Origin of the sequence: Rhizobium sp. WW22, from assembly GCF_047041135.1 — a bacterium.
Lineage (GTDB): Bacteria > Pseudomonadota > Alphaproteobacteria > Rhizobiales > Rhizobiaceae > Rhizobium.
Genome location: NZ_CP178198.1, coordinates 2,053,680 through 2,078,803, shown reverse-complemented (window position 1 = coordinate 2,078,803; position 25,124 = coordinate 2,053,680). Strand labels below are relative to the sequence as shown.

Here is a 25,124-nt window from a genome sequence, read left to right as displayed (position 1 = left end):
TCAGCGATCCTTCGGATCGAATGCGTCGCGCAGACCGTCGCCGATGAAGAGCAGGCTCATCAGCAGCGCGACCAGGAAACCGGCCGGGAAGAACAGCAGCCAAGGCGTCGTCTCCATACCGGCCGAACCTTCCGCAATTAGGGTGCCGAGCGATGTCAGCGGCTCCTGAACGCCGAAACCGAGATAGGAGAGGAAGCTCTCCGTCGCGATGATTTCCGGGATGGTGAGCGTGGCGTAGATGACGACCGGGCCGACGAGGTTCGGCACGATGTGTTTCAGGATGATCTTGAACGATCGCTGCCCCGATGCACGGGCGGCCTCGATGAATTCCCGCTGCTTGATCGACAGGGTCTGGCCGCGCACGATACGGGCCATGGTGAGCCATTCGAGTGCGCCGATCGCCGCAAACAGCAGATAGACGTTGCGGCCGAAGATCACCATTAGCAGGATGACGAAGAGGACGTAGGGCAGGGCGTACATGATATCGACGAAGCGCATCATGATTGCATCGACGCGACCACCGAAATAACCGGCAACAGCGCCGTAGAGCACGCCGATGACGACCGAGACGAGGGTGGCGACAAGTGCGACCGTTAGCGAGACGCGGGTGCCGTAGAGCGTGCGCGCCAGCAGATCGCGGCCGTTGCCGTCCGTGCCGAAATAGTGGCCGGCGGCGAAGTCCGGAGCGCCTCGGAACGACGTCCAGTCCGGATCCTCATAGTTGAAGGGCAGGAAATACGGGCCGAATATGGCGACCAGAACCAGCGCGGCCAGTATGATCAGCGAAAGTGCCGCCGCCTTGTTGCGCAGGAGACGACGCATTGCGTCGCCGGTGAGGGATCGCCCCTTTGGTGCGAGCCCTTCTGCCGAAAGCAATTCCGCTTCCAGCAATTCTCTCTTGGCGGAATTGAGGATCATCGCATTCTCACTTTCGGGTCGAGCCAGGCATAGGCGATGTCGACCAGCAGGTTGAGGACCACGATCAGGACCATGTAGAAAACGACCGTTCCGAGGACCATGCCGTAATCGCGGTTGAGCGCTGCGCCGACGAAGTAGCGGCCGACGCCGGGGAGGCCGAAGATGCTTTCGACCACCAGCGAGCCGGTGAGGAGGTAACTTGCCGCGGGTCCGAGATAGGAGACGACGGGCATCATGGCGGGCTTCAGCGCGTGGCGCATGATCGTCAGCCGCGGGCCGATGCCCTTGGCCTTGGCGGTGCGAATGAAGTTCTGGCCCATCACTTCGATCATCGAGCCGCGCATCAGGCGAGAGATGCGAGCCGCGTGCGGCAGGGTCAGGACGATGATGGGCAGGATCAGGAACTTGATCGAGCCGTCGCCCCAGCCGCCGACCGGCAGCCAGCCGAGCGTATTGCCGAAGATGAGCTGAAGGATGGGGGCGATGAGGAAGCTTGGCATGACCAAGCCGATGAGGAGGCCGCCGCCCAGCCAGTAATCCGCTGCGCGATTCTGATAGAGCGCCCCGAGACAGCCTATGAAGACGCCGACGATAGTCGCGAGCACGAAGGCGGAGCCACCGATGGTCAACGTATAGGGGAAGCCGGACATGATCTGCTGGGTGACGGTGAAGTCCTGATTGGCGAAGGAGGGGCCAAGGTCGCCCTTCATGACATCGCCGACATAGATCAGATATTGCTCAACCAGGGGCTTGTCGAGGTTGTAGTGAGCCGCGAGGTTGGCTTTGACTTCCGGCGGCAATGGCCTTTCGCCATCGAAGGGGCCGCCGGGAGCGAGGCGCAGAATGAAAAAACACACTGTCACGGCAATCCACAGAACGGGGATTGTCGACAGCAAACGACGGAGAGCGTAGCCAAACATGATCTTAGACGGCTCCCTCCCGGTTGTGTTCGGGAGGGAGCCTGTTCCCAATTATTCTTTAACCGACAGCCAGCGCGTACGGTGGATGTCCTGGATGTTGTCGACGAAGCCCTGGACCTTCGGGGCGACGATGTTCTGGGAAACGTAGTAGTAGATCGGGATTGCGGCGCTGTCGTCGAGGGCCAGCTGCTCGGCTTTCTTGTAGATCTCGGCGCGCTTCTTCAGATCGATCTCTTCATTGCCCTGCTTGATCAGAGCATCGTAGTCCTTGTTGCTCCAGCGGCCGTAGTTCATTTCGACGCCGGTGGACAGCAGGTTCAGGAAGTTGATCGGATCGTTGTAGTCGGCGAGCCAGCCGGCACGGCCGATCTGCACCTCGCCGCGCTGCATTTCATCGTAATGCACCTTGGTTTCGGTGTTGTAGAGCTCGATATCGACGCCGAGCGGCTTCCACATGGCGGCGATCGCAACGGCGATGCGCTTGTGGTTGTCGTTGGTGTTGTAGCGCAGCTGAGCCTTCAGCGGGTGATCGGGACCGAAGCCGGCTTCCTTCAAGAGCTTCTTGGCTTCTTCGACCTTCTGCTTGTAGGGCTCGTCCTTCCAGCTGACATAGGCCGGTTCACCGTAATTGGCGGTACCTGGCGGTACCCAGGAATAGGATGGCAGTTCGCCGGTGCCGAGAATCTTCGGGCCGATGACCTCGCGGTTGACGGCCATGGAGAGAGCCTGGCGCACGCGCTTGTCGTTGAAAGGCGGCTTGGTAGAGTTCAGGACGTAGTAGTAGGTGCCAAGGAAGGGCACCACATGCGCCTGGCCGGGCAGGTTCTTCTGGATCCAGTCGAACTGGTCGGCCGGGAAGGAGGTCAGGATATCGAATTCGCCGGCGCGATAGCGCTTCAAGGCAGCGGCCTGATCTTCCAGCGTGTAATAGTTGACGTTGTCGATCTTGATGTCCTTGGCGTCGTAATACTGGTCACTCTTGACCATGCTGACGTGCGAACCGGGCACCCATTCGGTGGGCTTGTACGGGCCGTTGGTGACGATGTTGCCGATCTTGACCCACTGGTCGCCCTTGGCTTCCACGACATGCTTCGGCAGCGGATAGGCCGTGTAGTGCATCAGGGCGTTGAGGAAGTAGGGTGTCGGGTTTTCAAGCGTGATTTCAAGCGTCTTGTCGTCGATCGCCTTGACGCCGAGCTGTGTCAGGTCCTTGATCTCGCCCTTGTTGATCTTTTCCGCGTTCAGGATCGTGTACTGCAGATAGGCGTATTGCGCGGCGGTCTTTGGATCCATCAGGCGCTGGAAGGCAAAGACGAAGTCCTGAGCCGTCACAGGTTGGCCATCGGACCACTTGATGCCGTCGCGAAGCTTGAAGGTATAGACCTTCTGGTCGGGCGAAATGGTCCAGCTTGCAGCCTGGCCGGGAATTGGGTTGTCCTTGGGATCTTCGGTCACCAGCCCTTCGAAGATATCGCCGTCGATACGGTTCTCCCAATCGCCGGAAATTTTTTGCGGATCGAGCGAAGTCGGGTCGCCGCCGTTGTGGATATTGAGGGTCGCGGCATGCGCGGAAACGCTCAATATCGTGCTGACGAAAGCCGCAGCGATAAATTTTCTGGTGATATGCGCCATATGTTTTCCCACCTTTCTGGAGTTCTTGTCCTTGTTTTACAAGGGTGTTTTTGATCCGCAGGTGACCTGTACGTGCAGGTCAATGCGCGAAGTTATCGAAAGCGACGTCGCTTTCAAGTTAAAAAAAGTCGGGCATGCTTAGCGTGTGAACTTTCATATTGATAATTCGCTTAAATTGATACTGCGAATTTATCCGCCGATGGTTGAGCTTTTCGGATGGCCGATTTGCGGCTTGCCGCCTGCGCACGAGTGTGCAAACTGGAAGGCCTTGTGCGATATCGAGGCGGTTTGATGAAATCGACGAATAAAGCGGCGGGAGCCGACTGGTGGCGCGGGGCCGTGATCTATCAGGTCTATCCGCGGTCGTTTCAGGACACCGATGCCAACGGGCTCGGCGATATCAGGGGGATAACCCGGCGCCTGCCTCATATCGCCGCACTAGGAGTGGATGCGATCTGGCTGGCGCCGTTCTTCACCTCACCGATGGCCGATATGGGCTATGACGTCGCCGATTATTGCGATGTCGATCCGATTTTCGGCACGCTTGCCGATTTCGACGAGATGATGACGGCAGCACACGACCTCGGGCTGAAGGTCATTATCGACCAGGTTATCTCGCACACCTCGGACCGGCATCCCTGGTTCGTGGAAAGCCGCGCAAGCCGCGACAATCCCAAGGCGGACTGGTATGTCTGGGCCGACCCGAAGCCGGATGGCACCGCGCCGAACAACTGGCTGTCAATTTTCGGCGGGCCGGGTTGGGAGTGGGATGGCGTACGCCGACAATATTACCAGCACAATTTTCTGACCTCGCAGCCGGACCTGAACTTCCACAATCTTGAGGTCCAGGATGCTGTGCTCTCGGCCGTCAAATTCTGGCTTGATCGCGGCGTGGACGGTTTTCGTCTGGATACGGTCAACTACTATTTCTGCGACAAGAAGCTTCGCGACAATCCGCCCGCGCTCGTCGCAACGGGCGGGCTCGATGCCCCCGAGAGCAACCCTTACGGGATGCAGAACCATCTCTACGACAAGACGCAGCCGGAGAATATCAGCTTCCTGCGGCGGTTCCGGGCATTGCTCGACCAATATGAGGATCGCGCGACCGTCGGCGAAGTGGGGGATGGTGCGCGCTCGCTGCAGACCGTGGCCGCCTATACCAGCGGCGGCGACAAGCTGCATATGTGCTACACGTTCGACCTTTTAGGGCCTGATTTCACGCCGGCGCATTTCCGCCGTTGCGTCAGCGATTTTCAGGACAATGTCGTCGATGGCTGGGTCTGCTGGGCCTTTTCCAACCACGATGTCCAGCGGCATGTCAGCCGCTTTGCCAAAACGGAGGAGGAGCAGCCGCGTGTTGCAAAGCTCGCGATTTCGCTGCTTTCCACATTGCGCGGTTCGATCTGCCTCTATCAGGGCGAAGAACTCGGTCTGCCGGAGGCAGAGTTAGCCTTCGAGGATCTGCGCGATCCCTATGGCATTCGCTTCTGGCCGGCATTCAAGGGGCGTGATGGATGCCGCACGCCGATGCCCTGGGAAGCGGGCCGTGCTCATGCGGGCTTTACAACGGCCGACAAGTCATGGCTGCCGGTTCCCTACCAGCACGCGGCTCTGGCTGTGGACAAGCAGGAAGCGGATGAGCACTCCGTGCTGCATCACTACCGGCAGACGCTTGCTTTCCGTGCAGAACATCCGGTCCTGCGCGACGGCGATATGACCTTCCTCGACACAGAGGAGGACGTTCTCGCCTTCACGCGCTCCAAGGGCGGCGAGACGCTGCTCTTCATCTTCAATCTCTCCCGCAAGCCGGTGAAGATCGCACTTTCCAAGTATATCAAGCTCGGCAAGACGATCGCCATGCCTGGGTTTGGCACGGCGGATGCCGGAGCGACGGTGGCGCTTGCCGCACTGGACGTCTATTGTGGCCGGGTCGGATAATCGAAGTTGGCCGAAGGCCTATTGTTTGACAGGGACCAAGGCGCCGGCGGGTTCGCCGTTTACCGACAGAATCTGCGCGGCACCTTTAAGGGCCGTGCGGAACGCATCGTCGAAACTGACGCCTCGCACCTGCCATATGACGTCGTGCGGTCCAATGCCGCTTTGCTGATCGCTTAGCGTCCACGTCGCGACCCAGCCTAGGGCGCTCTCATCCCACTCCAAATCGCCTGATAAGGGAATGGTGCCCGCTGTCGAACCGGTTTGGAACTTCCCCTCGGAAGGGAAAACGACGTCGATGCCGGTGAGATCGGACGCTGCCGTGAATGCTTCGCGCATGGCCAAATCGCGACCGCTCTCGGCCGTTACCTGATAGCTCAAGTCACCACGACGGACAGTCAACAGGATTTCGAGCACCGGCCGCTTGGCGAGCCAAGGGCGGGTGCCGAGCCTCTCGAGCAGATCGTCGATGCGTTCTTTGCGAAAGCGGCATGTGAGGTCGAAGGGTCGGTCGTGGGTGCCTTGCTCATCATGGATAGGACGGCCCGCGAGCCTGTCGCGATAAGTGAATTCCTCGATGTAGTCGGCCGCATGCTCGCGAGCGGTCCCCATGAGAGGGCCGTCAGTCAATCGCGAATTGCCGGAGACGCGGGGCAGAACCTTATCCAGGCAATCGGCAAAGCCCTTGATCCGATTTTCCGGTCCCTGGCCGGTAACGACACAGACGCTCGTGTAGACATCGTCAGGCATGAAGGCTTGGGCCTGAGTGGCAGGAAGAGAGGCGGTCAACAGCAGCGCAAGTAACTGCCAACTCGTCGCATAGGCGAGATTTCGCACCATCCCCTCCCTGCGGCTTCCGAGCAGGAAAGCACACAGGATAATCCAGATGAGGGATCGAAACAAGGACGGACGATTGCCGCCGTCAGCCGATCAGCATGAACTTGTCGACATCGACCAGGCCCTTGTCCGATATCTTCAGATGCGGGATGACGGGCAGGGGCAGGAAGGCGAGCTGGAGGAAAGGTTCTTCCAGCGTTGCGCCGAGGGCATAGGCGGCCTGGCGCAGATGATGCAGCGTGTCGCGCACGCTTTCATAAGGCTCGAGGCTCATCAGGCCGGCGACGGGCAGGGCGATTTCACCTGTCACGACGCCATCCTCGACGACGACGAAGCCGCCATTGATATCACTGAGGCGGTTGGCGGCGAGCGCCATGTCATCCTCATTGACGCCGACGACGCAGATATTGTGGCTGTCATGGCCGACTGTGGAGGCGATCGCGCCTTTCTTCAAACCAAAACCTTGGACGAAGCCGTTGGCATGGTTGCCGTTCTTGCCATGCCGCTCGATGACGGCGACCTTGATGATGTCGTTACCGAGGTCGATAGCGGTCTGGTTGCCCTTGGTCGGCAGGCGATAGCGGCGATGTTGGGTGATGATCTTGCCGGGCGTCACGCCAATGACGGAGCTCTCGCCTTCTGCTACCGGCACACCAAAATCGGCGGCATTGATCGGGCGGGCCTTGACGCTGTCGAGGCCGACCGGCTCGACCGAACCGCGGGTCGCAAAGAGTTCGGCGGTAACGCGGCGGCCTGCGGAAAATACGATCTCGGCCTTGCAGTTTTCCAGGCTATCGACAACCACGAGATCGGCGCGCCAGCCCGGCGCCACGAGACCGCGATCCCGAAGGCCGAAGGCGCGGGCTGCGGAGATCGAGGAGGCGCGGTAGATCGCCAGCGGCTCGACGCCATGGGCAATCGCCGTGCGGATCATGTAATCGAGGTGGCCCTGTTCGGCGATATCGAGCGGATTTCGATCGTCTGTGCAGAGTGCGAGGTGGGGTGACAGGCGCTCGGTGATAATAGGCATCAGCGCGTGCAGATCCTTGGAGACGGAGCCCTCGCGCACGAGGATATGCATGCCTTTGCGGATCTTTTCCAGCGCCTCCTCTGATGTCGTCGATTCATGCTCGGTGCGGATGCCGGCCGCGAGATAGCCGTTGAGGTCATTGCCGCGCAAAAGCGGCGCGTGGCCGTCGATGTGGCCGCCCTGGAAGGCTTCGAGCTTCGCCATGCAGATGGGATCCTTATGGACCACGCCGGGGAAATTCATGAATTCTGCAAGGCCGATAACCTTGGGATGATTGCGGAAGGGCAGGAGCTTCTCGATCGGCAAATCGGCACCCGAGGTTTCCAGATGCGTTGCCGGCACGCAGGAGGAGAGCTGGACGCGGATGTCCATGATGGTTTCCTGCGAACAGTCGAGGAAGTAGCGTATGCCTTCCGTGCCGAGCACGTTGGCGATCTCATGCGGATCGCAGATGGCGGTGGTCACGCCATAGGGCAGCACGCAGCGATCGAACTCGAGCGGGGTCACCAGCGAGGATTCGATATGAAGATGGGTATCGATGAAGCCCGGAACGACAATCCGGCCGGCAATATCGATCTCTTCACGCCCCTGGTAATTGCCGCAGATGCCGACGATGCGATCGCCGCAAATGGCGATGTCCGAAGCGACCAGCTCTCCCGTCACCAGATCGAAGAAGCGTCCGTTCTTCAGCACGATATCCGCAGGCTCCCGGCCGACGCCTTGGTCGATATAGCGTTCGAGTTTGGTGGTCATGGCTTTCCTACCCGCTGTGATTCCGTATAGCCCCTCACCCTAGCCCTCTCCCCGTTCTACGGGGAGAGGGGATCTGTCCGAATTTGTTGATAGGGCAGTGTCTCTTACGGCCTGGCGAGAACTAAGACTCCCTCTCCCCGCGAGCGGGGAGAGGGCTGGGGTGAGGGCCTATTTCGAACACGCTGCCGGAAGAAATTTGAAATCACGAGCTGCTACAGCTTCGGTCAACCTGCCTTCGCAGATCGCTACGATGGTTTCGAGAACTGCTGGCATGGCTGTGAGGACATCAATGTTCCAGAGGCGTGCGACAGACCAGCCTTCAGCGGTCATGAATTCATCGCGAATGGTATCGTGCTTGCTGTTGGCATGTGACGCCATCGATCTCGATGACCAGGGATCGCTCTCCGCAGGCAAAGTCAGCGAAATAAGGATCGATTGGAAACTGCCGAACGAATTTGAAGCTGTTCAGTCGACGGTTGCGAAGTTCCGACCAAAGTTTTGCCTCGGCATCGTTGTCCGATTGCCGAAGCATTCTTGCGCGCTGTGTCGTTTTAGGTTCCGGACCGCGCATCTTATTGTCCCCGTGAACGGCACCTCACCCTAACCCTCTCCCCGCAGGTGGGGAGAGGGGATACCTCGAATGCGCAGATATCACTGTGTCTCATTGAGAGGAGGCAATGAGATATTTCGCCTCAGATATTATTCTGCAAGATCTCTCTCAGCTTGCCGAACAACTCGTCGATGTGATGTTTCTCGATGATCAGCGGCGGCGACAGCGCGATGATGTCGCCGGTGGTGCGGATCAGGAGCCCCTTTTCATAGGCCTTCAGGAAGGCGGTGAAGGCGCGCTTGGTAGGTTCGCCGGCGATGGGATCGAGCTCGATGGCGCCGATCAGGCCGGTGTTTCTAATGTCGATGACGTTCGGGCAATCCTTCAGGGAGTGCAGAGCGTCGGCCCAGTAGTCGGAGAGTTCGGCTGCGCGCGTCAGCAGGCCTTCTTCCTTGTAGGTGTCCAGCGTCGCCAATGCCGCGGCCGAGGCGATCGGGTTGCCGGAATAGGTGTAGCCATGGAAGAACTCGATCATGTGCTCGGGTCCCTGCATGAAGGCGTCGTGAATCTCCGAGGTGACGAAGACCGCGCCCATCGGAATGACGCCGTTGGTCAGGCCCTTGGCTGTCGTGATGATATCCGGCTTCACATCATAATATTGGGCGGCAAAGGGGGTGCCGAGGCGGCCGAAACCGGTGATGACTTCGTCAAAGATCAGCAGGATGCCGTGCTTGGTGCAGATTTCGCGCAGCTTCTGCAGATAGCCCTTCGGCGGGATGAGCACACCGGTGGAGCCGGCGACCGGCTCGACGATGACGGCCGCGATCGTCGAGGCGTCATGCAGAGTGACGATGCGCTCCAGTTCGCTGGCAATATCGCCGCCATGCTCCGGCTCGCCGCGCGTGAAGGCGTTCTTGCCGGGCACATGGGTGTGCGGCATGTGGTCGACACCAGTCAGCAGCGTGCCGAACATCTTGCGGTTGGTGACGATGCCGCCGACGGAGATGCCGCCGAAATTGACGCCGTGATAGCCGCGCTCGCGGCCGATGAGGCGGAAGCGCGAGCCATTGCCCTTCACGCGATGATAGGCAAGCGCGACCTTGAGCGCGGTTTCGACAGATTCCGAACCGGAGTTGGTGTAAAGAACGTGGTCCATACCCTCAGGGGCAATATCGACCAGCCGGTTCGCCAGTTCGAAAGCCTTGGGGTGGCCGAGCTGGAAGGCGGGTGCGTAGTCGAGTTCGCCTGCCTGCTGGCGGATGGCCTCGGTGATCTTCGGGCGGCAGTGCCCGGCGTTTACGCACCACAGGCCCGCAGTTCCATCCAGCACCTGCCGACCATCATGGGTAGTGTAATACATATCCTTGGCGCTGACGAAGAGGCGCGGTTCCTTCTTGAACTGGCGGTTGGCCGTAAACGGCATCCAGAAGGCGCGCAAATCGTTGGGGGCGGCATTCAAACGGTCCGACATGCTGTTCTCCAATGGCCAATTCGGGGGGCCATTTCCCGGCCACGGCCTACGCCGCGCTATTATATTTACTGCTTGGTCAAATTATCAGCCGCCTTTTTGGCGTCAAGGCAAAGATGGCGGTGAAAGCGACAGGTTGAGCCTCGAAGAATGCGTGTCAACATGTCGGGGAGGAAAACGGGCCACGAAGCACCGTGAGGTAGTCCCCATATGAAAAAACTGGCAAATCCTAGGATTTGCCAGTTAAAGCAGTAAAACACCTGGTAATGAAAGCAAGTCGATCTTTCGAGATCTAAATTGTCCCCAAAAAGATCATGCGTCGACAGGCCGGGAGCTATCTTAGCTCTTAGGCAGCCGATCTACTTTTTTCCGGCTCGCAATAAATGTCTTCCAGCGTTTCGAGAACACGGATCACGGATTCCGATGTGCTGGAGTAGTAAATAGTTTGAGCATCACGACGCGTCTTGACCAGCTTTTGGGCACGAAGCTTCGAAAGATGCTGGGAAAGTGCTGATTGGCTCAGTCCGACCTGATTGGCAAGAACGCCAACTGGAACTTCGCCTTTAACGAGACTGCAAAGGATCAAAAGACGCTTCGGGTTCGCCATTGCTGATAATAGTGCTGCCGCAACATTAGAGTGTTCGGCCAAATCTCTTGTCTTCATCTTTTAAACTTCCCAATGCGGAGCGAACATCAGAAATTGTGCTATTTCCAACCCGGTCCTTACCGATATCTAACAATACCAAGAGCGGTCGAAGATTGTATATACCTAAATTTAAGGTATCGAGTATGCTGTTTTAGATATGTACGTATGATGCTCCGGCGATGATGCAGGCGTCCCTAACGTCCCATCTAGGGGCTCGATTAGACCAAAATAGGTCGATTTTTATCGTTTCGGAGCAGCAAATATGCCAAATTTGGTCACCGAAGATTTGCAACCCGCCAATATCAGCCGTTTCTACTTCGAGCTGTCCGACTACTAATTCTCGCACTATTGTATGATTTATTGCCGGCGCGCTCTGTTTTCGGCTTAAAGCATCATCAGGTCCTGCGAGGACAAGATATAGGCCCTTCCGAAGCCGCCGTTCAGGCTGGCATCCAGAGGAACGAGGCGGAAGAAGCAGAAGTCCGGAAGGTCGATATAGAGCTTGGATTTCGGATGACGATCGAGAAAAAGCGTTCGGATGCGATTGTGAGCTTGGCTTTGCCGACCGATGCGCTCCGCGCTGCAACGTAGGGTCAGGCGAGGGTGGGCGAGAGGATCGCCCTTGCCAGGCTCGCCGAAGAGCGCTGAAGCGCGGCTGTCCTTCATCAAAGCCTTGGTATGTGAGGAGAGGCCGGAGACCAGGATGACCGGAGCGCCATCGGCATCCATGGCAGTCAGGACGCGGCTGACGGCGGGAAAGCCGGTGTCCGGATCGATGACGGCCAAGGCTGCATGTGCGGCTTTGCGCATGAGGTCGCGCGCCTGAATGCGCGCATCCTCATCCGTTTCCCTCAGCACCGATGGCTTGTCGTTCATTGCCTGCTCCATGAATTGAGGAGCAGTCGCGAACAACTACTCCTTTCGCCGGTGGCTGGTGAGGCCTGACACCACGTCTTGCGCGGAGATCGTTCCGATAATCGTGCCATTGTCAACAACACCGATATTGCCCGGCTGGCGCGTCAAGGCGTCAAGAATATCGATGAGCGGTGTCGCGGCGGTTGCCGTCGCGGTGACGGAACCTGCATTGGCCGAATGTCCGACGCCCTGCTGCATGACATCCCGCGCCGTTAGCATGCTGATCGGGTTCATGTGCTGCACGAAGTCGGCAACATATTGGTCGGCAGGGTTCTTGACGATCTCCTGTGGCGTTCCGCACTGGATGATGTGGCCGCTTTCCATGATGGCGATGCGGTTGCCGATGCGGAATGCCTCGTCCAGATCGTGGCTGACGAACAGGATCGTGCGTTTCAGGCGGCGCTGGAACTCCAGAAGCTCGTCCTGCAAGCGGGTGCGGATCAGCGGGTCGAGCGCGGAGAACGGCTCGTCCATGAGCAGGATCGGCGCCCCGGTTGCAAAGGCACGGGCGAGACCGACGCGCTGCTGCATGCCACCCGAAAGCTCATTGACCTTGCGATTGGCCCATTGCGTGAGGTTCACGAGCTGTAGCTGCTCGTCGACCCGCTTCTTGCGCTCAACATCCGGCACGCCGGCAAGCTCGAGCCCGAAGCCAACATTGTCGGCGACCGTCCGCCAGGGCAGCAGCGCGAACTGCTGGAAGACCATCGAGACGGTGTGCATGCGCAGGTCGCGCAGGGCCTTGGGGGTGCAGGAATAGGGGTTGACGGCGCCGTTCTTGGTGTTGACGGAGACCTCGCCGCGCACAACCGGGGCCAGGCCGTTGACGGCACGCAGCAGCGTCGATTTGCCGGAGCCGGATAGCCCCATGAGCACGAGGATCTCGCCCTCTTCGATTTGCAGCGAGGCATTGGCGACGCCGAGCACCATGCCCGTGGACTTGCCGATCTCGTCGCGCGACTTGCCTTCGTCGACGAGTTTAAGTGCGGCATCGGAACGATCGCCGAAGATGATGCTGACATTTTTGAAATCGACGGCGACAGTCATGAGTGGTCTCCTTCGCCGGGCGCGCGGAACATACGGTCGAGAATGATCGCCAGGATGACGATGCAGGCGCCGGAATCGAAGCTCTTGGCGACATTGACGCTATTCAGTGCGCGCAGCACGGGGACGCCGAGCCCAGGGGCGCCGACGAGTGCCGCGATCGAGACCATCGAGAGTGACAGCATGATGGTCTGCGTCAGGCCAGCCATGATCTGCGGCGTGGCAAAGGGCAGCTCGACCTTGCGCAGAACCTGGCGAGGCGTCGCACCGAAGGATTCAGCTGCCTCCACGAGCGAAGGGGGAGTGGAAATAATGCCGAGGCGGGTCATGCGGATCGGTGCGGGAAGAGCAAAGACGACGGTGGCAACCAGGCCCGGGACCATGCCGAGACCGAGCAGGATCATTGCCGGCACCAGATACACGAAGGTCGGGATGGTCTGCATCAGATCGAGTATCGGTCGCATGATGGCGTAAAGCCAGGGACGGCGTGCTGCCGCGATGCCGAGCGGCACGCCCACCAGCATGCACACGAAGGTGGAGGCCAATACCAGTGCCAGCGTCTCGGTCGTCTCTTTCCAATAGCCCTGGTTGATGGTGATCAGCAGGCCGATCAGGGTGAGGACCGTGATGGTGACGCTCCGGCGCATCCAATAGGCAAGTGCCGTGAAGGCGACGACGACGATCAGCGGATGCGGTGCCTGCAAGAGGAACAGCAGCCCTTTGATTCCGTGCGCGACCAGGAAGGAAAGGCCGTCGAAGAACCACGTGACGTTGCTCGTCAGCCAGTCGACGACGGCTTTGGCCCATGGCCCGATGGGGATGCGGTAATCGGTTAACCAGTTCACATCTTTGCCCATGATTGGGGGCGGCGTTTCCGATTGTTGCGTATGATGCCGGAGATGCCGCCGTAGAATAACGGTCTGTCACGCCAGGCGGACCATTGTCCGAGTGATGGCGGGACGCGAAAGCAAGCAGTCCGTTCAAGGAAGAGAAAGGGGCGGTTTGGCCGCCCCTCCATCCATCCTCGTATTACAGGCCGAGCTTGGCCTTGACCGCCGCCAGGCCGTCACCGCCATCCTTGGTGGTGACGCCGGCAAGCCAGGGCGTGACCGCCGACGGATTGGCCTTCAGCCATTCGGTGGCAGCCGCCTCCGGCTCCTTGCTGTCGTTCAGGATCTTGCCCATGATTTCGTTTTCCATCGGCAGCGAGAAGACGAGATTCTTGACGAAGGCGCCGACGTTGGGGCATTCCTGCAGGTAGCCGGCCCGGACGTTGGTATAGACCGTCGCACCACCGAAGTTCGGTCCGAACACGTCATCACCGCCGGTGAGATAGGTCATCTTGTAGGTGGTGTTCATCGGATGCGGCGCCCAGCCGAGGAAGATGATCGGCTTGCCTTCCTTGTCGGCGCGGGACACCTGCGCCAGCATGCCCTGCTCGGAGGACTCAACCACTTCGAAGCCTTTGAGGCCGAAGGTGTTCTTGTCGACCATGTCGATTACCAGACGGTTGCCGTCGTTGCCCGGCTCGATGCCGTAGATTTTGCCGTCGAGATCGTCCTTATGAGCGGCGATATCCTTGAAGTCCTTGATGCCGAGCGCGGCACCCTTTTCGTTGGTCGCGAGCGTGTACTTGGCGCCTTCCAGGTTGGCGCGCACGGTTTCGACCGACTTGTCCGCGGCGAACGGCTTGATGTTCTCGGCCATGGAGGGCATCCAGTTGCCGAGGAAGACATCGATGTCCTTGTTCTTAAGCGACTGGTAGGTCACCGGGACGGCGAGCACCTTGACGTCGGTGTCGTAGCCGAGCGCCTTCAGAAGAACGGAGGCGGTGGCCGTGGTGGAGGTGATGTCGGTCCAGCCTACATCGGCGAAATGTACGGTGCTACAGCTCGCCGGCTCGGCCGCGGAGGCCGCGGTGGCGCCCAATGTCAGTGCGGAGAGAGTTGAGGCGAAAGCGAATGCAGTAAGGGTCATTTTTATCATTGCGTGACTCCCAGTCTAACGTTCCCAAGCAACCATCAATAACTGACATTTTCAAGCGACCACAGTGTATTTGCGGCGGTTTGAGGGGGCTGAATGCGACGCCCGCCTTTTTATGTCCGCCGGTTGCCAAGGCTTTTGCGCCCTCGGCCATGCCTGTCTGAATCCTGTGGTTTTCGCCGAGACTATCTTTTCTTATCGTCGCGCAGCTCCCATGAAGCATTCAAGGAGAATGTCATGGCCAAGCTCTACTTCCATTATTCGACGATGAATGCCGGCAAATCGACCATGCTGCTGCAGGCTGCCTATAATTATCAGGAGCGCGGCATGCGCACGGCGGCTTTCATCGCGGCTCCGACGATCGCGCCGGCCGCGGCACGATCGCCTCGCGCATCGGACTGGCGATGGATGCCTTGCCGTTCGAAACCAGCGACGATCTCTATGCGATGGTCGATGAAATGCATGCAAAGGAGCCGCTTGCCTGCGTCTTCGTCGATGAGGCCCAATTTCTGACGCGCGAGCAGGTCTGGCAGCTTGCCCATATCGTCGATCGCCTCGATCTTCCGGTCATGACCTACGGGCTACGCACGGATTTCCATGGACATCTGTTTCCGGGATCGCAGGAGCTGCTAACCATCGCCGACGAGTTGCGCGAGGTGCGCACCATCTGCCATTGCGGGCGCAAGGCGACGATGGTGGTGCGCTTGGACGCTGCCGGCAATGTCGTCCGCGAAGGCGCGCAGATCGAGATCGGCGGCAGCGACAAATATGTTTCGCTCTGCCGTCGTCATTGGGAAGAGGCGATTACCTGCGAGTGAAGCAGCCGCTCGTGCAGACTTTCGATAGCGGTTCTGACTATTTTCGGCACGTAATTGCGTATCGAAGTCGAGGCTGACGGGGAGAGACGATGAAACTGCAATGTCTGGCGTCGGCTGTCATCCTGTTCGCTTCGGCTTCCGCTGTGCTCGCGGATGGCGACGCGGTCGCCGGTGCCGCCGTTTTCAAGAGATGCGGGGCATGTCACACGGCGACCGGCCCTGATAATCGCGTCGGTCCCTCGCTGATGGGGATTGTCGGGCGAGCCGTCGCAAGCAAGCCGGATTACGCCTACTCGCCGGCGATGAGGGCATTCGGGGCTGACGGCAAGGTCTGGGATGAGGCGTTGCTGCGGAAATATCTGCCGGCGCCGCAATTCCTCGTCAAAGGCACCCGGATGGCGTTTCCAGGCCTGAAAAGTGACAAGGATCTCGACAATCTCATCGCCTATCTGAAGAACCCGGCCGCTGCTCAGTAGCGTTCGAGCATTTCCTTCGCCTCCGGAAGCAGCTAGTCTTGCCAAAGGTAAGGTGGGAATGTTTTCATGCTCAGGCCTCATTCCTTCGATGGCATGCTCGACAGGGCGCGCACGACGCTCGAAGACGCTATGAACGACGCGAATTCGGCAGTGGCGACGCTCGCCCGCCACGCCAGGGACAGCGAGCACGCCGCAGCAGTTAATTTTCCCGTCGAAGAGGCATTTGTTCGCGAAGCGGTCGAATTGCTCGACCGTTGGAAGTCAGTCGCCCTGTCGCTCGTCAAAGAGCTGGATCATGCGACCGACGAGGCTGATCTGCAGCATCGGCGATTGTTCAATGAGAAGCTTGGCCTTGAAAATGCAGGCTTGCTCAGCCGGGTGCTTGCACGCAGACCCATGGGGCCGGATGAGATCATCGTCAATGTCGACGCGGCCCTTGCTGTATCGGCCGAACTCGATCTTCTTTTCAAGCAGGCGAGACCCGTATTCTCCCGGTGCTTTCATGAATGCGAACTTCAACTCGAAGGCGTGATCGAGAGGCGAAGGAAGCTCGATTTCGAGATAGAGGAGGTGCAGCGCCGGGCCGATGTCTTGGCGGAAAAGTTCATGTATCAGAGGCGCAACCGCCCATCCTCACGCCATGCCGATCTGCAGTCCGAACTCGAAGCGGACTATCGCGCTCTGGTGACAGAGCAGGATGATATTCGGCGGCAAGAACAGGAGCTTCAATCCCGCCGCACCGTGCGGCAGCGCCTCATAGACATTTACGAAGGGCTGGCGGCTGCCCTGAACAATCAGATCGCCGCCATCGGCGCGATGGCAGCCAAGCTGAGCGTCGATATCGAGCAGCGGATCGCCCTGCTCAAGGCATTGGCGTCAGAAGTGGAGCCGGCATCGATTGGGGTTTCGCGAACGGGAGCGGTCGAGAGCCTGATCCAGGCCTTCGAGGCGAATGTGCTGGCCGGGCATGATCTTGCCGTGCGCAAGGCTCATGTAGATGCTGTCTTCAAACGACGGTTGGAGCCTCATCCGCTGCACGCATCCTCAGATTCGAGCGAAGTGGCGGAAGAGACGCAACCTGAGGGTTGATTGCTGTCCGTCACGGAAAATTCCGTTCGGACGGTTGTTGTTTTTCCCAAGAACACATATTTGCTGGAACGCGAGTGGCGATAAGGACTTAATGATCCGAGGACCGCGGCGATTTTCGCGGCGTCCATTGCGCAGGTTGGTGTGGTGCGTCTTTCGCGTGTCGGCGGGATGCGCGGTAGGGTTTAGGAGGCGTGTCCATGCTTGACTCGATCACGGCGTTCTTCAAGCGGATCTGGGCCGCTATCGCACGCTGGCTGGGACTGGTTTTCGTCGGGCTAAGCTGGCCATTTCTCGCCGTTCATGGCTGGTATCGGCAGCGCAACTGGCTGATCAAGCTGCCGCTTGCTGCCTTCGTGGCGCTGATGGCACTGCTTTATGTCTATTTCGTTTGGCAAACGCAGGTCTGGACCGGGTTCAATCCGGCCTATCCGGACGTCTACAAATTCTCCGAGCGCAAATATTCCGCCGGACAGGAGCTGCCTGCGACGGATGGTCAGCAGGCGGCTGCAACAGCACCTAAGACTTGCCAAACCTCGGCTGTCGTCGACGTTGCCACCGATCTGACCGATTTCAACGTCAACCAGAATGCCTGGATTTCCTCGATGCTGCTCTACAAGCTCGGCTTCTTCGGCATTTCATGGGATGACACGCCCTTCCTCGACAACAAGGCTTCCTTCCAGCGGGGCATCAATTCGGTCGTTCGCCGCACCTCGGCGGAGTTGGTCGATACGCTCGGCCGTGTACGCGGAACATCCGGTATCAACAGCGATCTGCAGAAGGCGCGCGGCAACCTGCAGTTCGACGAGTCGAGCTGGTATTTCGGCCTGCATCCCTTCGGACCGAAGACGCCGAGCCCAAGCTATTATCGCGCTGCAATGAGCAATCTGCGCAGCTTCAATAGCGACCTCGGCAATTGCAAAGCGATTTTCGATGGACGTGCCGACAACCTCCTGCAGTTCGTCGACCATATTGCCAACGATCTCGGCAGCACGGCGGATATATTGGCCCGGAGGGCGGGGGATCACAGCTATGGCTGGCTGGATATGCGGGCTGACGATCGTTTTTGGTTTGCCTATGGGCAGCTTTATGCGAGCTACGGTATCCTGATGGCGGCCCGCTCGGATTTCCAGCAGGTGATTGCCGAACGCAATGTCGCCACGCTCTGGGCCGATGTCACGACGCAGCTGCAGACGGCTTTGCGCATTCAACCTTTCATCATTTCCAATGGGCCTGAAGACAGCTCCTTCATGCCGAGCCATCTTGCAACCATGGGCTTCCATATTCTGCGGGTGCGTTCGAGCCTCGTGGAAATCCGCACGGTCCTGGGCGGTCGCTAAACGAAGCTTAGCGGGCGTAGACCCAGTAGGCGGACACCGACGCTGAGCCCGGCTGCCGGGCTCAGTTTTGCGTCCGGAACTGCGTAAGAACAAGAAGATAAAGCGTTTTCGCGATTCGAAGAAAAGCGGAAAGCTTTAGCTGATCAGCTTCAGGCGGATGGCTTTTGCGACGAGCTGGGTACGGTTGACGCAATCGAGCTTCTTGATCGCGTTCATCATATACGCGTTGACCGTATGGTCGGAGAGCGAAAGAATCTGGCCGATCTCGACCGAGGTCTTGCCTTGGGCCGTCCAGCGGACCACTTCCAGCTCGCGCGCGGAAAGCGAATGCGGCGCGGCACCACCGTTGCGCTTGAGGCAATTATAGGAATCGAGCGCCTGCAGCATGATCAAGGTGAGTTCGTTGATTTCACTCTGGCCGAGGCTATTGCGATTGCCCATGAACCAGAAAACGAGGCGCTGGCCATCCGGAGCATTGACCGGGATTATGACGCTCATCGGACAATTGTAGCTAATCAGGAGTGCTCGAAGCTCGCCCGGTACATCGGCGTCAGGTTCGGCATCTTTTTCCAGCAGATGCCACGCGCGCGGCATCACTGAATCACGCGTGCGCAGCAGCATAGGACAGCGGCGAACCAGATGATGCCGATCGAACTCACGCACGAACTGTGCGGGCACCGTCCCCTCGATAAGCAGCGGCGTCATCATCGTATCATCGGGAACCGGGGCGTTCATCAGAGCCACATGGCTGAAGCCAAAAGCCGATCCCGTCCGTTCCAGGCCCATTGCAAACGCCGCCTGTGTCCGAGCGGCAGCCAACTCGGCAGAAAGCAGCAATTGTCTCTCGGCGGTAATGATATAGGACATATGAGTTAAGGTGTCCGCGGCGTGGTATCGATATCAAATACTCGATTTATGAGTGAATGCTAGACGCAAAAATACCACACGGCCAGAAATAATTTTCATTTTCATATATTTTAATATTTAAACATACAATTCTCCCAGTCTTCGCCCAAAATGGGCGATAAGTGCCCGCGACCACTCTTTCGTTGGCCGGATCTCGACGAGATCATACATTTGACGTCATCGCCGAGCCGATCGAAGGGGTCTGACGACGCTTCCCCACTATGTCAAAATTAAGCCTAAAACCGAGGTTTTGAACTGGGTTCTGCACTTTGGGCGGCGCGTCAGGAATGCCTGTTTTGTACCGTTCGCAGTTTATCGCCCACAGCATAAGCTGGCATGAGATCTCACGCTTTTGAGTTCGTCGGTAGCCAATTTTTGGAAACGTACTTCTTTGCACGCGGGACTTTCCGTGAAGGCGGCCATGAGTTTTAATCAAATGATGCATCGCCGTGTTGGTGCGCCTTGCGGAGGCCCAAAGCGGTTGCTATCGGTCTTGCCAAAGTAATCGCTTGCAGGCGTATAGCTTATGAATTTTCGCTTCTTTCCGCAGCTTGGGGCGTGCTGTTATCAAACGCTGTTGTGGTTCGTCACCGGCGTTTCGCTTTTTCTGGTTTCGCCTGCGCTGGCTGAAGCTGCCGGCGCGGTCGGTGGCGCGCCGATGCAGTTTTTGCTGGTTCACGGCGAGATGGGCCAATGCCGAGCCGATAGCACTTGCCCGGACTGGATCTCCGCCGAAGGGCAGATCATGGCGGATACGCCGCGGAAGCTGCAGAAAATCCTGAAGCAGGTTAGCAACCGTAAACTGCCAGTCGTCGTCAGTTCGCCGGGGGGCGATGTCAAGGCAGCGATGGAGATGGCTCGCATCATTCGCAAGCAAAAGCTTTCGATCGCAGTCGGCCGCACCCGCTCGCGGGCGTGCCCCTATGCCGAGCCGATCTGCTCGGCTGCTTTTGCCAAGGATGGCTCGATCACAGGTCAGCCATTTTCCGACGGCGCAATCTGCTTTTCGGCCTGCCCTTTGTTTTTTGCAGGCGGCGTTCAGCGCGTTTCCAGCCCCTTCGCGCTGCTGGGCGTTCACCAGATCACCACCACCTATAGCGAAGTGCGCGTCCAGTATCGCACCGAATATGAGATGGTGGACGGCAGGCGCAAGATCATCTCCAAGAAGGAAATCGGCCGCAAATTCGTCGGTAAATACGATACGACGAAGCTCGACAAGGCGCAGAGGACGAGGCTGGTGAGCTTTCTCGACAAAATGGGTGTGGACCGGGGACTTGTCGATCTGATGCTTGGAACCGACCCGAACGGCATTCATCTGCTTTCGCAGATGGACGCGTTGAGGCTGAAGCTGACGACGGAGCTTGCCGATGCCGACGCTCTAGTCTCCGCGCGCAACTGCAAGGAAAATCAATCGATTTCCGATTGTGTCGCGCCGGCACCGTCGGCGACCGCTGCGCCGATGACCAGCGTATCGGCAATGGCCGGCAAGTAGCCGCTGACCCGGCCTCAGCTATCCCTGGCTTTTGCTTTCGCCATGATCTTTTCTAGGAAGCCCAACAATAGCGCGGACACGACGAAGGCCAGGTGGATGATGGTGAACCACATCAGCTTGGCGTTGTCGTATTGAGTAGCGTTCAGGAAGATCTGCAGCAGGTGGATCGAGGAAATGGCGACGATCGAAGAGGCGACCTTGATCTTGAGGCTGCCTGAATCGAGCTTGCCGATGAAGGAAACCTCGCCTCCATTTTCGGCCTCGTCGAAGCGGCTGACGAAATTCTCGTAGCCCGAAATCATTACCATAACGATCAGGCTTGCCACCAGGGCGGCGTCGATAAGGCCGAGAATGGCGAGGATCATGTCGGCTTCGTCATAGGCGAAGACGTTGATCGCCACCTTGTAGAACTTATAGGCGAACGAAACGGCGTAGACGGCGAGCGAAGCGGCAAGGCCGAGATAGAAGATCACCAGGAGCCAGCGACTGGAGAGGATGATGCGCTCGACCAGCAATTCCAGGGACTTCATATCTTCATCTTTCCTTCTCGGTTTGCATTGGACGCCGAAAATAGGCACGCCTGCGTCCTTAGACAAGGCGGTGCGTTTCGACTAGCAGAGTGCTTTGCCACTATTCACACCCGATAGATATTGGTTTATCCCGACAGGGAAATGACCGTACGTTCGGGGGCGAGACTTATGGCGACGACCGTGGCATCCGATATCGAGATTGCGCGCGCAGCAAAGAAGCTGCCAATTATGGAGATCGGCGCAAAGCTCGGGATACCGGCGGAAGATCTCGCACCTTACGGCTACGACAAGGCAAAGATCGGTGCCGGGTTCATCGCATCGCAGGCCGGCAAGAAAGATGGCAAGCTGATCCTCGTCACGGCGATCAATCCGACGCCGGCGGGCGAGGGCAAGACCACGACGACGGTTGGCCTCGGCGACGGCCTGAACCGCATCGGCAAGAAGGCGGTAGTCTGCGTGCGCGAGGCCTCGCTCGGTCCGTGTTTCGGCGTGAAGGGTGGGGCGGCCGGCGGTGGCTACGCGCAGGTCATCCCGATGGAGGACATCAACCTCCATTTCACCGGCGATTTCCATGCGATCACGTCAGCGCATAATCTGCTAGCGGCGCTGATCGACAATCACATCTACTGGGGCAACGAGCAGAATATCGACCTCAGGCGCATTACGTGGCGGCGGGCGATGGACATGAACGATCGGGCGCTACGCGATATCGTATCGTCGCTTGGCGGCGTTGCGAACGGCTTTCCGCGCGAAGGCGGCTTCGACATCACCGTTGCCTCCGAGGTGATGGCGATCCTCTGCCTGGCATCCGACCTCAAGGATCTGGAAAAGCGGCTCGGCAACATTATCATCGGCTATCGCCGCGACCGCACGCCGGTTTATGCCCGCGATCTGAAGGCCGATGGCGCCATGGCCGTGCTCCTGAAGGACGCCATGCAGCCGAACCTCGTGCAGACGCTGGAGAACAATCCTGCGCTGGTGCATGGCGGCCCCTTTGCCAATATCGCCCACGGCTGCAATTCGGTGATTGCGACGCGCACGGCGCTGAAGCTTGCAGATTATGTGGTCACGGAAGCCGGCTTCGGCGCCGATCTCGGAGCGGAAAAATTCTTCGACATTAAATGCCGCAAGTCCGGGCTTTCGCCGGATGCGGCCGTCATCGTCGCGACGGTGCGGGCCTTGAAGATGAATGGCGGTGTCAAAAAGGACGATCTTGGCAGGGAGAATGTGGAAGCTTTGGTGAAGGGCTGCGCCAATCTCGGCCGGCATGTCGCCAATGTCCGCAAGTTCGGCGTTCCCGTCGTCGTCGCCATCAATCATTTCGTTTCGGACACGGAGGCCGAAATCGAGGCGCTGAAGAATTATGTCGCACGGCTCGGCGCCGAGGCGATCCTTTGCCGGCACTGGGCCGAAGGTTCGGCCGGCATTACCGACCTCGCACATAAGGTGGTGGAGCTTGCCGAATCCGGACAGGCGAAATTCCAGCCGCTCTATCCGGACAATCTGCCGCTCCTGGAGAAGATCGAGATCGTCGCCTCGAAGATCTATCATGCCGGCGAAGTGACCGCCGACAAGGCCGTGCGTGATCAACTCAGATCGTGGGAGGATCAAGGTTACGGCCATCTGCCGGTCTGCATGGCGAAAACACAATATTCCTTCTCGACCGATCCGAATGTCCGGGGAGCGCCCGAGGGCCATATCGTGCCTATTCGCGAGGTACGGCTTTCGGCGGGGGCCGGCTTTGTCGTCGTCATCACTGGCGAGATCATGACCATGCCCGGTCTGCCGAAATCGCCGGCAGCAGAGAGGATTTTCCTCAACGATCAAGGCTACATCGAAGGATTGTTTTAAGTTCAGAATCCGATTCAACTTTTCTGTCGGGAAGTGCCGGTTCGGCGGTTGCACCCAGGACTGTTGTCATCCCATCCCGTTACGATATCTAACGTATTGACCTTGGCGGAGGCCGAAAGAAATCGGCACGGTCCAAGCATCGTCAAGACGGAGACGGATCGTGACTGCTGATAGCCGCGCAAGTTTGGATGAGATACGGGACTTCCATGCGAAGATGATGGCAGCTGCCAGCAATTCTTCGGATGAAAGACTGGAGCAGGCCTTTCGCCTCGTTCGCCGTGAGGCCTTCATGGGGCCAGGGCCTTGGCGGATCGTGGTCAAGGGACGCCATCTCGAAACGCCGAGCAGTGATCCTGCCTTTCTCTATCAGAATGTTTTGGTCTCCCTGGACAAATCCAAGGGCATCAACAATGGCGAGCCGTTTCTCCATGCTGCCTTCTTGGGTGCCGTCGCGCCGCAGCCCGGTGAGACGGTCATCCAGATCGGCACGGGAACTGGATATTACACGGCCATTCTGTCGACGCTGGTGGCACCGGGCGGCCATGTTCACGCCGTCGAGATCGATGAGGCATTGGCCAGCCGCACCCGCGATAATCTTGCCTCGTTCGAGAACGCCTCCGTCATCTGCGCCGATGCGACCGAGCTGGAGCTTCCGCAAGCGGATCTGATCTACGTGAGTGCGGGGGTGGTGGCGCCGCCGATATCGTGGTTGCAGGCGCTGCGCCTCGGCGGCCGGATCATCGTGCCCTGGCAGGCGAATGATAAGGTCGGGCTTGCCGTCCTGATCATACGCGCAGAGCAGGGGTTCAGCGCCCGCGCCTTGATGCCGGCCTATTTCATTCCCTGCATCGGAGCTTCCGATCCCATGCAAACCACGAAAACGCCAAGTGGAGGCGAGGCTCGCTCCATCCAGTCGGTTTGGCTCACCCAGGATCGAGCGCCGGATGAAACGGCGGTTGCGATCTATAGAGACCTGTGGTTCTCGAATGCAGGTCTCTGAATATGACGGAATTTAAAGATCAACGCCCCGTCGATTCCGCGACGCATTTCTAGTGGCAATAGCGAAAGCCGCCATTCCTCTCGATGACGTCGAGATGGAAATGGCTTTCGTGCGCGGCATCGCTCTCCGGGTCCAGAACGGTCGTGAAATAAAGGCAGGCCGAGGCGCTGGCTGCGCGCTGGAATGCGCCTGTGAGCGTCGGATCTTCACGCCGCGGCTCGATCGCAATGGTCTTGCCGTTTTCGAAGGTGAAGCTCGCGACATCTATGGCGTTGCCACGGGCATGCTCGGAGATCTTGCCGGTGGAAGCATTGTTGCGCAGCCGGCAGACATAGGTCGATGCTTGGTTAATCGTGACGATCTTGCCATTGTCCAATGCCGAGGCTGACGGAATGACACTTTCCTTCATCCATTGAGCCAAGGCGAGAGCGGCTTCGCACCGCATTTGCCCTTCGGGCTTGAATTCTATGCCCGGCAGCGGGGAGCTAAGCGCGATCGGCTTGTCGATGCCGCAGCCATTGCCATCGTCGATGCGGGCGAGCTCTTTGAAGGTTGCTCCGATGGCGGTCAGCGCCTTCAGGCAGGCCTGGTGTTCGTCATCCGGTTCGGAAGCGATGGTCAAGGGCGGACGGGGAGGGCCTTGCATCTGTTGGCCGCTTGTTTGCTCCTCCGGCTGTGAAGCCGGCTTTTCCTCGGGTTGAGCCGTCGGTTTGTCCGCCGGAATGACGGGGTCGTTTGGTGATGTTGCGGGTTTTTCTGTAGGGATTGGCGCGTTGCCATCCGGCTGAACTTGTTCCTGACCCGGTTTTTGCTCGGGTATCGGGCCGGTCTGAGGGAGAGACGTGGCCATGAGAAGGACGGCGGCGGAGATTAATGAGATAGTTCTAAACAGCATCAAGTAATTCAGCCAATTCTAATGATGATGCCGATAGAACGCGCGAGGCTGTGATTTCGTTGCAATTCAGCAACGTTCATCTCTTGTCTTAAAAGGTGA

20 protein-coding genes and 3 pseudogenes are annotated in these 25,124 nt (G+C 58.7%); 8 read left to right on the top strand and 15 right to left on the bottom strand.

All coding sequences use genetic code 11. The features are described from left to right. The 3 genes from ACK83U_RS10275 to ACK83U_RS10265 are packed head-to-tail and all read right to left on the bottom strand — an operon-like array spanning window position 1 to window position 3,470. The gene (locus ACK83U_RS10275) at window positions 1–918 is read right to left on the bottom strand and encodes an ABC transporter permease subunit (RefSeq protein WP_112604775.1); all 918 of its coding nucleotides are present in this window, start codon (window positions 916–918) and stop codon (window positions 1–3) included. Further along, on the bottom strand, window positions 915–1,838 hold the full coding sequence (locus ACK83U_RS10270) for an ABC transporter permease subunit (RefSeq protein ID WP_112334263.1): 924 nt from the start codon (window positions 1,836–1,838) through the stop codon (window positions 915–917). Before ACK83U_RS10270 ends, ACK83U_RS10275 begins: the two co-directional genes overlap by 4 nt. A gap of 51 nt (window positions 1,839–1,889) precedes the next feature. Continuing rightward, window positions 1,890–3,470, bottom strand: a complete 1,581-nt coding sequence (locus tag ACK83U_RS10265; RefSeq protein ID WP_112399129.1) for a peptide ABC transporter substrate-binding protein — start codon at window positions 3,468–3,470, stop codon at window positions 1,890–1,892. 291 nt (window positions 3,471–3,761) lie between these two features. Here ACK83U_RS10265 and ACK83U_RS10260 point away from each other — a divergent pair, with 291 nt between their 5' ends. Further along, window positions 3,762–5,408, top strand: coding sequence for an alpha-glucosidase family protein (locus ACK83U_RS10260; RefSeq protein ID WP_112605611.1), 1,647 nt, complete (start codon window positions 3,762–3,764; stop codon window positions 5,406–5,408). A gap of 18 nt (window positions 5,409–5,426) precedes the next feature. Here the strand turns inward: ACK83U_RS10260 and ACK83U_RS10255 are convergent, their stop codons facing one another. From ACK83U_RS10255 to ACK83U_RS10215, 9 genes and pseudogenes are all read right to left on the bottom strand, one after another. Further along, window positions 5,427–6,242 (bottom strand): DUF2066 domain-containing protein, encoded by an 816-nt coding sequence (locus ACK83U_RS10255; RefSeq protein ID WP_162708021.1) that lies wholly within the window; start codon window positions 6,240–6,242, stop codon window positions 5,427–5,429. An 85-nt stretch (window positions 6,243–6,327) separates the two neighbouring features. Then, complete coding sequence (gene ade / locus ACK83U_RS10250; RefSeq protein ID WP_112604781.1) at window positions 6,328–8,025, bottom strand: adenine deaminase; 1,698 nt, start codon at window positions 8,023–8,025, stop codon at window positions 6,328–6,330. Between the two features lie 168 nt (window positions 8,026–8,193). Beyond that, window positions 8,194–8,596, bottom strand: a pseudogene (locus ACK83U_RS10245) (endonuclease domain-containing protein). A 121-nt stretch (window positions 8,597–8,717) separates the two neighbouring features. Beyond that, window positions 8,718–10,046, bottom strand: a complete 1,329-nt coding sequence (locus ACK83U_RS10240; RefSeq protein WP_112399126.1) for an aspartate aminotransferase family protein — start codon at window positions 10,044–10,046, stop codon at window positions 8,718–8,720. Window positions 10,047–10,389: 343 nt separating this feature from the next. Further along, the gene (locus ACK83U_RS10235; RefSeq protein WP_015340680.1) at window positions 10,390–10,707 is read right to left on the bottom strand and encodes an ArsR/SmtB family transcription factor; all 318 of its coding nucleotides are present in this window, start codon (window positions 10,705–10,707) and stop codon (window positions 10,390–10,392) included. A 372-nt stretch (window positions 10,708–11,079) separates the two neighbouring features. Then, window positions 11,080–11,565: pseudogene (locus tag ACK83U_RS10230) on the bottom strand (HugZ family protein); the annotation flags it as partial. A gap of 36 nt (window positions 11,566–11,601) precedes the next feature. Next, window positions 11,602–12,651, bottom strand: coding sequence for a choline ABC transporter ATP-binding protein (gene choV / locus ACK83U_RS10225; RefSeq protein WP_112604788.1), 1,050 nt, complete (start codon window positions 12,649–12,651; stop codon window positions 11,602–11,604). After that, a complete protein-coding gene (gene choW / locus ACK83U_RS10220; protein WP_112604793.1) occupies window positions 12,648–13,505 on the bottom strand; it encodes a choline ABC transporter permease subunit in 858 nt (285 codons plus the stop codon). Before choW ends, choV begins: the two co-directional genes overlap by 4 nt. Before the next feature lie 172 nt (window positions 13,506–13,677). Continuing rightward, complete coding sequence (locus tag ACK83U_RS10215) at window positions 13,678–14,634, bottom strand: choline ABC transporter substrate-binding protein (protein WP_112604796.1); 957 nt, start codon at window positions 14,632–14,634, stop codon at window positions 13,678–13,680. Between the two features lie 234 nt (window positions 14,635–14,868). Here ACK83U_RS10215 and ACK83U_RS10210 point away from each other — a divergent pair. From ACK83U_RS10210 to ACK83U_RS10195, 4 genes and pseudogenes are all read left to right on the top strand, one after another. Continuing rightward, a pseudogene (locus tag ACK83U_RS10210) lies at window positions 14,869–15,449 on the top strand (thymidine kinase). Between the two features lie 89 nt (window positions 15,450–15,538). Next, a complete protein-coding gene (locus ACK83U_RS10205) occupies window positions 15,539–15,925 on the top strand; it encodes a c-type cytochrome (protein WP_112604802.1) in 387 nt (128 codons plus the stop codon). Between the two features lie 66 nt (window positions 15,926–15,991). Next, the gene (locus tag ACK83U_RS10200) at window positions 15,992–17,014 is read left to right on the top strand and encodes a hypothetical protein (RefSeq protein ID WP_112604805.1); all 1,023 of its coding nucleotides are present in this window, start codon (window positions 15,992–15,994) and stop codon (window positions 17,012–17,014) included. Between the two features lie 197 nt (window positions 17,015–17,211). Then, window positions 17,212–18,351, top strand: a complete 1,140-nt coding sequence (locus ACK83U_RS10195) for a DUF2333 family protein (protein ID WP_112604807.1) — start codon at window positions 17,212–17,214, stop codon at window positions 18,349–18,351. A 135-nt stretch (window positions 18,352–18,486) separates the two neighbouring features. On the opposite strand, the gene ACK83U_RS10190 is transcribed toward ACK83U_RS10195, so the two are convergent. Then, window positions 18,487–19,218 (bottom strand): helix-turn-helix transcriptional regulator, encoded by a 732-nt coding sequence (locus tag ACK83U_RS10190; RefSeq protein ID WP_015340671.1) that lies wholly within the window; start codon window positions 19,216–19,218, stop codon window positions 18,487–18,489. Window positions 19,219–19,783: 565 nt separating this feature from the next. On the opposite strand from ACK83U_RS10190, the gene ACK83U_RS10185 reads away from it, so the two are divergent. Continuing rightward, window positions 19,784–20,749, top strand: a complete 966-nt coding sequence (locus ACK83U_RS10185) for a hypothetical protein (protein ID WP_112604810.1) — start codon at window positions 19,784–19,786, stop codon at window positions 20,747–20,749. A 14-nt stretch (window positions 20,750–20,763) separates the two neighbouring features. On the opposite strand, the gene ACK83U_RS10180 is transcribed toward ACK83U_RS10185, so the two are convergent. Next, window positions 20,764–21,279: a TIGR00645 family protein gene (locus ACK83U_RS10180; protein ID WP_112604813.1), complete on the bottom strand. Its 516-nt coding sequence runs from the start codon at window positions 21,277–21,279 to the stop codon at window positions 20,764–20,766. Between the two features lie 168 nt (window positions 21,280–21,447). On the opposite strand from ACK83U_RS10180, the gene ACK83U_RS10175 reads away from it, so the two are divergent. Both ACK83U_RS10175 and ACK83U_RS10170 read left to right on the top strand, forming a co-directional pair. Next, window positions 21,448–23,130, top strand: a complete 1,683-nt coding sequence (locus ACK83U_RS10175) for a formate--tetrahydrofolate ligase (protein WP_112604816.1) — start codon at window positions 21,448–21,450, stop codon at window positions 23,128–23,130. Window positions 23,131–23,290: 160 nt separating this feature from the next. Beyond that, window positions 23,291–24,130 (top strand): methyltransferase domain-containing protein, encoded by an 840-nt coding sequence (locus tag ACK83U_RS10170; protein ID WP_112411588.1) that lies wholly within the window; start codon window positions 23,291–23,293, stop codon window positions 24,128–24,130. Between the two features lie 49 nt (window positions 24,131–24,179). On the opposite strand, the gene ACK83U_RS10165 is transcribed toward ACK83U_RS10170, so the two are convergent. Continuing rightward, window positions 24,180–24,776 (bottom strand): extensin family protein, encoded by a 597-nt coding sequence (locus ACK83U_RS10165; RefSeq protein WP_412474586.1) that lies wholly within the window; start codon window positions 24,774–24,776, stop codon window positions 24,180–24,182. Between the last annotated feature and the right edge of the window lie 348 nt (window positions 24,777–25,124).

What these genes read in the sequence shown, in the direction of transcription:
- ACK83U_RS10185 (WP_112604810.1), top strand. Translation starts at nt 19,784, where the DNA reads ATGAATTTTCGCTTCTTTCCGCAGCTTGGGGCGTGCTGTTATCAAACG.
- ACK83U_RS10195 (WP_112604807.1), top strand. Translation starts at nt 17,212, where the DNA reads ATGCTTGACTCGATCACGGCGTTCTTCAAGCGGATCTGGGCCGCTATC.
- ACK83U_RS10275 (WP_112604775.1), bottom strand. Translation starts at nt 918, where the DNA reads ATGATCCTCAATTCCGCCAAGAGAGAATTGCTGGAAGCGGAATTGCTT.
- ACK83U_RS10190 (WP_015340671.1), bottom strand. Translation starts at nt 19,218, where the DNA reads ATGTCCTATATCATTACCGCCGAGAGACAATTGCTGCTTTCTGCCGAG.
- ACK83U_RS10205 (WP_112604802.1), top strand. Translation starts at nt 15,539, where the DNA reads ATGAAACTGCAATGTCTGGCGTCGGCTGTCATCCTGTTCGCTTCGGCT.
- ACK83U_RS10200 (WP_112604805.1), top strand. Translation starts at nt 15,992, where the DNA reads ATGCTCAGGCCTCATTCCTTCGATGGCATGCTCGACAGGGCGCGCACG.
- ACK83U_RS10235 (WP_015340680.1), bottom strand. Translation starts at nt 10,707, where the DNA reads ATGAAGACAAGAGATTTGGCCGAACACTCTAATGTTGCGGCAGCACTA.
- ACK83U_RS10180 (WP_112604813.1), bottom strand. Translation starts at nt 21,279, where the DNA reads ATGAAGTCCCTGGAATTGCTGGTCGAGCGCATCATCCTCTCCAGTCGC.
- choV (WP_112604788.1), bottom strand. Translation starts at nt 12,651, where the DNA reads ATGACTGTCGCCGTCGATTTCAAAAATGTCAGCATCATCTTCGGCGAT.
- ACK83U_RS10270 (WP_112334263.1), bottom strand. Translation starts at nt 1,838, where the DNA reads ATGTTTGGCTACGCTCTCCGTCGTTTGCTGTCGACAATCCCCGTTCTG.
- ACK83U_RS10175 (WP_112604816.1), top strand. Translation starts at nt 21,448, where the DNA reads ATGGCGACGACCGTGGCATCCGATATCGAGATTGCGCGCGCAGCAAAG.
- ACK83U_RS10240 (WP_112399126.1), bottom strand. Translation starts at nt 10,046, where the DNA reads ATGTCGGACCGTTTGAATGCCGCCCCCAACGATTTGCGCGCCTTCTGG.
- ade (WP_112604781.1), bottom strand. Translation starts at nt 8,025, where the DNA reads ATGACCACCAAACTCGAACGCTATATCGACCAAGGCGTCGGCCGGGAG.
- ACK83U_RS10265 (WP_112399129.1), bottom strand. Translation starts at nt 3,470, where the DNA reads ATGGCGCATATCACCAGAAAATTTATCGCTGCGGCTTTCGTCAGCACG.
- ACK83U_RS10215 (WP_112604796.1), bottom strand. Translation starts at nt 14,634, where the DNA reads ATGATAAAAATGACCCTTACTGCATTCGCTTTCGCCTCAACTCTCTCC.
- choW (WP_112604793.1), bottom strand. Translation starts at nt 13,505, where the DNA reads ATGGGCAAAGATGTGAACTGGTTAACCGATTACCGCATCCCCATCGGG.
- ACK83U_RS10260 (WP_112605611.1), top strand. Translation starts at nt 3,762, where the DNA reads ATGAAATCGACGAATAAAGCGGCGGGAGCCGACTGGTGGCGCGGGGCC.
- ACK83U_RS10165 (WP_412474586.1), bottom strand. Translation starts at nt 24,776, where the DNA reads ATGCAAGGCCCTCCCCGTCCGCCCTTGACCATCGCTTCCGAACCGGAT.